1 protein-coding gene is annotated in these 303 nt (G+C 71.6%); it reads right to left on the bottom strand.

Annotated features, from left to right (window positions below):
* Positions 1 to 303, bottom strand: a 303-nt coding sequence (locus tag H9X81_RS11630) for a hypothetical protein (RefSeq protein WP_204722184.1), incomplete at both ends; no start/stop codon positions are given.

The following is a 303-nucleotide window of genomic DNA, read 5'->3' as shown; positions in this document are numbered from 1 at the left end:
CCGGGCCGGGCTCGGTGCTCTCCCCGGAGGGTTTGCTGCCCGGCGCAAACTGTGCCAGCAGCTCCCGGAGGAAGGCGGCAGCGGCGGTGAGGTATTCCTCCTCATTGCGTCCGATGGCGTCCCGGGGCGTGCCCGAGTTGTCCGGCGGGTTGCCGATGCGCTCCCGGAGGAATTCCCCCAGGGTGGGGCGTTCTGGTTCCTCTGGCACGGCATCGGTGCTGTCCGGGCCGGGCTCGGCGCTCTCCCCGGAGGGTTTGCTGCCCGGCGCAAACTGTGCCAGCAGCTCCCGGAGGAAGGCGGCAG

It is taken from the genome of Hydrogenoanaerobacterium saccharovorans (assembly GCF_016901815.1).
In the GTDB taxonomy this organism is placed as follows: Bacteria; Bacillota; Clostridia; order Oscillospirales; family Ruminococcaceae; genus Avimicrobium; species Avimicrobium caecorum.
Note: the sequence above shows the minus strand (reverse complement) of the source record. Positions and strands in the feature narration are given on the sequence as shown.